Source organism: Nostoc cf. edaphicum LEGE 07299 (assembly GCF_015207245.1).
Taxonomy (GTDB): Bacteria; Cyanobacteriota; Cyanobacteriia; order Cyanobacteriales; family Nostocaceae; genus Nostoc; species Nostoc edaphicum_B.
In genome coordinates, this window is the sequence record NZ_JADEXF010000522.1 from 1 (window position 1) to 4,127 (window position 4,127).

Consider the following 4,127-nt stretch of genomic DNA (forward strand, 5'->3'; position numbering starts at 1 on the left):
AATTGCCAACAGTTCTCCTCGAAATTGTTCAGTCGTAAAGCTCTGAAGATTCGGATATTCACCCTGTAATTTGTCAATTTCCATCCGTAAATCTACAAGTTCGCCTTTGATTAGTGTCTCCTGGTAACGGCGAAACTCTGGGTCAATACCTGGGCGTTGGTCTGCCTGGAGATGTTCTAGAACGCGTTCTAAGGCAACATGACGGGCAACGAATTCTAAATATTGCTCGCGTAAGGGTGCATCACCTAGCAAATTGAGTTTTTCTAGCAAAGGTTTGATGGTCAATCCTTGGACAAGAAGAGTAAATAAAACTACCCCAAATACTGTTGCAATGATTTTTTCTCGCTCTGGCAGTGTCGTTGATACACTCAATGCCAGGGCAATGGAGACGGAACCGCGTAACCCACCCCACCAGAGGATAGCTTGGTCTGGTAAAGAAATTTCCGATTTGGTGATGCTAGTACTCAATTTGCTGAGAATGTAAATACCAACTGCCCGCATCAAAATCATTGCTGCCACTGTCACCATTATGATTTGCAGGTTTTCGCCTAAACTAGCAAAGCGTATTTGGTCGCCAATTAGCAAGAAGACAATCGAGTTAACAAAGAATGCGAGAAATTCCCAAAATTCGGAGACAATAATCCGGGTGCGAGGATTCATGCCGATACGAGAGCCAAAGTTACCTAAAATCAAACCTGTGGTGACAACTCCAATTACCCCAGAACCGCCTAAGTCTTCGATAATTAGGTAAGTGCCGTAGGCGGAAACTAGGGTTAAGGATTGTTCCACTAAGGGCAAATCGAAACGCTGGGTAAGGTAGGAAATACCAAATCCAATGAAAGCTCCCACCGCTACACCGATACCAACAACTGTAAATAACTGCAATAAAATTGGCTGGAATTCCAATTCTACAGTTCCCAAAGATAACGCTACCAAAAAACCAAAGGCAACTACAGCCATGCCATCATTAAACAAGCTTTCGCCTTCCATTAAGGTGACAAGACGACTATCTACGCCCAGTTCACGAAACAAAGCAGTGACAGAAACAGGGTCAGTTGCAGATAGACTGGCTGCAATGAGTAAAGCTGTAGTTAGAGAAATACCAACGAATTGATTGAGAGCGATCGCTACCCCTGCGATCGCAATTACTACACCGAACACTGCATACAGGCAAATTGGCACTAAATCTCGCTTCAGTTCCACCCATTTCAAATTCCATGCAGCTTCAAATAGCAGCGGTGGTAAGAAAATGAACAAAATTAATTGGGGAGAAAGGGTTACTAAACGCACATCTACCAACGCCAAACCTAACCCGACAATCACCAGTAATAAGGTGTAAGGTATATTGCGAAACCAAGTAAATATCTGCGGTAGTGTCGCCACACCTAGAGACACCGAAAGCACCAACAGAAACTGCTTGAGATTGTTTGTAATGACTTCCTCAGCGATCGCGGATTCAAGTACCATAGAGAAATTCCTGGTATTTGGTATAATTTTGCATTTATCATCATCTGATTATTTTCAGATGACACCAGCTTAATGTAAGACTTTAATCAGCAGAGATTGAATATTTTACAGTTAACCGAGTATTTAGGAGGAAGGTCTTGGGTAATAACATTCGAGACCGATTTAAAAATTTCCGCCGCCGGGGTTCGCAGCCGGAACAACTCCAACAGCTACAAACCGACTTGCTGGCTGAATCTACCCTAGACTCAGCTTACATAATTTTAATTATTAGTTCCTGTGCGATCGCTACTTTAGGTTTATTGTCTAACAGTGCAGCCGTGATTATTGGCGCGATGATTATTGCCCCCCTGATGTTGCCGATTCGCGGGTTAGCTTTTGGTGCTTTGCAGGCAGACATTACTTTGTTTCGCAAGGGAGTAATTGCTGTAGCAGTGGGCACGATGTTAGCGGTTGCGATCGCCTTCACTCTGGGTTTGCTGGTGGGATTGCCTAGCTATGGTAGTGAAGTGTTAGCTCGCTCAAGACCAACGCTGTTAGATTTGGGAATTGCGGTAGCGGCTGGTAGTATTAGTGGCTACGCGAAAATTGAAACGAAAATCTCTACTAGTTTAGCGGGAACTGCGATCGCTGTTGCCCTTATGCCCCCCATTTGTGTGATTGGCTTAGGCTTGGCACAAGGAAATTGGTCACTTAGTTTCGGGGCAACTCTACTTTATCTCACTAACCTACTAGGTATTGCCCTCTCCTGTATGGTGACATTTGTGATAGCGGGTTACACTTCAATGGCACGGGCCCGTCAACCCCTAATTTGGACTATGACTTTGACAGCTATCCTGGTAATTCCCTTGGGAGTCAGCTTTGCCCGACTTGTACGACAAGCACAACTAGAAACCAGCTTACGACGGGCATTATTAAACCGAACTGTCACCTTTGGACGCTTGCAATTGCTTAATAGTAATACCAATTGGTTGACAAATCCCCCAGAAGTCCGTTTGAGCGTCCGAGCAAGAGAACCTGTCACACCTCGGCAAGTAGAATTATTAGAAGCATTTATCAAGCGAGAGATGGGGCAAACATTCACTCTAATTTTTGAAGTTGGTCAAGTGAAGGAAATTAGAAGTTCTGAACCCACACCCTGAACTTGCTAATTTGGCATGAATGAAGAGAAAATCTATCAGTCAAGTCAAACTAACTCTCCAAAACGTAATAGTGGATGTTACCGAATTAGTCAAAGTTTCAATTATTCTCTTGGTTCTTGCTACAGGTGTGGCTTTGCTATCCCGGCGGTTGCGAATCCCTTATGTTACGGGTTTAGTATTAGCAGGTTTGCCCATCACTGAGCTATTGTCTCGACCGATTGGTTTAAATCCAACCCTAGTTTTGAATCTTTTTTTACCAATTCTGATCTTTGAAGCTGGTATTAATACAGATGTCAGCCGCCTACGCAGCACCTTTAAACCAATTGCCCTACTAGCTGGGCCAGGGGCTGTGATTTCCAGTGCGATTATTGCCGTCCTGTTGAAATTTATCCTGGGACTGGATTGGATACCTGCATTATTTGTTGGAGTAATTTTGGCAAACACTGATACTGTTTCCATGATTGCTGTCTTTAAGGACATACCAGTACCCTCCCGGCTTTCCACCATTGTTGAAGGAGAAACCCTATTCAATGACGCTGCTGCCCTAGTTTCCTTCAACCTGATTGTGCAAGTATATTCAACAGGCTCGCTCACATTTGTAGAGGGAATCCAACAACTGCTATTTATCTCTCTAGGGGGCTGCGTTGTCGGGTTAGTCTTGGGCTACTTGAGTATACCTGTATTCGCCCGTTTAGATGATGCTCTGAGCAGTCTTTTGCTAACAGTCGCAGTTGCATTAGGAACTTTTCAGGTTGGTCAATTTCTTGGTGTATCAGGCCCTGTAGCCGTAGTTGTTGCTGGATTAATTTTTGGGAATTTGGGGCTTTCTGGCAATACTTCTGCTTCTAGTCGCATCACTTTATTGAGTTTCTGGGAATATGCCAGCTTTACTGTCAACACCTTTATTTTTCTACTTATTGGTGTAGAAATAGACCTAATAACGCTCTGGAGAACTTTACCTGCAATTATATTTGCAGTTTTGGCTTATCAAATCGGACGAGTTCTTACAGTCTATCCGCTATTAGCTGGGGTTCGTTGGATTGACCGCCCAATTCCGTTGCGCTGGCAACATTTACTGTTTTTAGGTAACATCAAAGGCTCACTCTCAATGGCTTTGGCGTTGAGTTTACCTACAACACTTCCAGGGCGGGAAGTACTGATAGCTATAGTCTTCGGCTGTGTGCTGGTGTCGTTAGTGGGGCAGGGTTTAAGTTTGCCTTGGGTGGTAAAACGCTTAAAGTTATCTAAATTTTCCGAAGTTCAACAACAGGTTGAAGAATTGCAAGCTCAGTTGATAACGGGTAAGGCAGCACAAGATGAATTAGATAGCCTATTGAAATCAGGGGTATTACCAAAAGCCGTTTATGAAGAGATGCGTTCAGCTTATCAGGTACGAATTGCCGGTGCAGAAAAAACACTGCGGGAACTATATAATCGTCGCCCTGATGAGGTGGAAGGTGGAAGTGGCAAGAGCAGTAAGCTTGAAGCCATTCGCCGACGTTTACTTTTGGCAGAAAAAGG

At 44.0% G+C, this 4,127-nt stretch carries 3 protein-coding genes; 2 read left to right on the plus strand and 1 reads right to left on the minus strand.

Going from position 1 to position 4,127, the window contains the following annotated elements; all coding sequences use genetic code 11:
• Window positions 1-1,467 (minus strand): cation:proton antiporter (locus tag IQ229_RS16015; protein ID WP_194045310.1); only part of this gene is annotated, 1,467 nt, incomplete at its 3' end.
• Between the two features lie 137 nt (window positions 1,468-1,604).
• Between IQ229_RS16015 and IQ229_RS16020 the strand changes: the two genes are divergently transcribed.
• Window positions 1,605-2,606: a DUF389 domain-containing protein gene (locus IQ229_RS16020; protein ID WP_194045311.1), complete on the plus strand. Its 1,002-nt coding sequence runs from the start codon at window positions 1,605-1,607 to the stop codon at window positions 2,604-2,606.
• Between the two features lie 70 nt (window positions 2,607-2,676).
• A partial coding sequence (locus tag IQ229_RS16025) for a cation:proton antiporter (RefSeq protein WP_194045312.1) occupies window positions 2,677-4,127 on the plus strand: 1,451 nt, incomplete at its 3' end.